2 protein-coding genes are annotated in these 568 nt (G+C 62.1%); both read right to left on the bottom strand.

The window, feature by feature from the left end:
• Nucleotides 1-202: ATP-binding cassette domain-containing protein (locus tag D3D02_RS18650; RefSeq protein ID WP_121571345.1), on the bottom strand; the 202-nt coding region annotated here is incomplete at its 3' end.
• A 145-nt stretch (nucleotides 203-347) separates the two neighbouring features.
• Nucleotides 348-568 (bottom strand): hypothetical protein (locus D3D02_RS18645; protein ID WP_147435729.1); only part of this gene is annotated, 221 nt, incomplete at its 5' end.

The raw sequence follows: 568 nt of genomic DNA, 5'->3' as shown, positions 1-568 counted from the left end.
TGAGGGAGACCGACCCGTCGGTCACCTCGTAGGCCGGATGGCCGGCGATCACCTTCGCCAGCGTCGACTTGCCCGAGCCGTTGGGACCCATCAGCGCGTGGATGTCCCCGGACTCGACGGTCAGGTCGACGCCGCGAAGGATCCGTTCACCGCCCTCTTCGGCCACTCGTGCCCGAAGGTCGTTGATTTCGAGAGTTGCCATTGTGTTCTCGTGCCTCGTGTGCGAACAGTGGGTGTTGCGGGGGTTAACGGTTACGCATCTCCGCCTCAAAAATCGCAGATCCACCAAGAAATTTTCTTCCGATCGAAAAGTGCTTTCGACGACCGGCGTTTCGCCTCGCCGTCGGTCACATGAACGAGCCGAGCCCCGTCTGCTCTTGGCCCGTCTTGACCTCCTCCCACGACATGCCGAGCGCCTCTATCACGCGCTCTATCGGTCCCTTGAGGGTCTTGTCGAGCATCTTCTCCCAGTCGACCTCGAACTCGTCGGGGACCTGGTCGGCGTACTCGAAGCAGATCACGTCCGGGTCGCGCTTGAACTCCCCGTAGAGGTGGTCCCGCTGGGGGT

The sequence above is a fragment of the Halobellus sp. Atlit-38R genome, from assembly GCF_003665925.1.
Taxonomy (GTDB): Archaea; Halobacteriota; Halobacteria; order Halobacteriales; family Haloferacaceae; genus Haloquadratum; species Haloquadratum inordinatus.
Note: the sequence above shows the minus strand (reverse complement) of the source record. Positions and strands in the feature narration are given on the sequence as shown.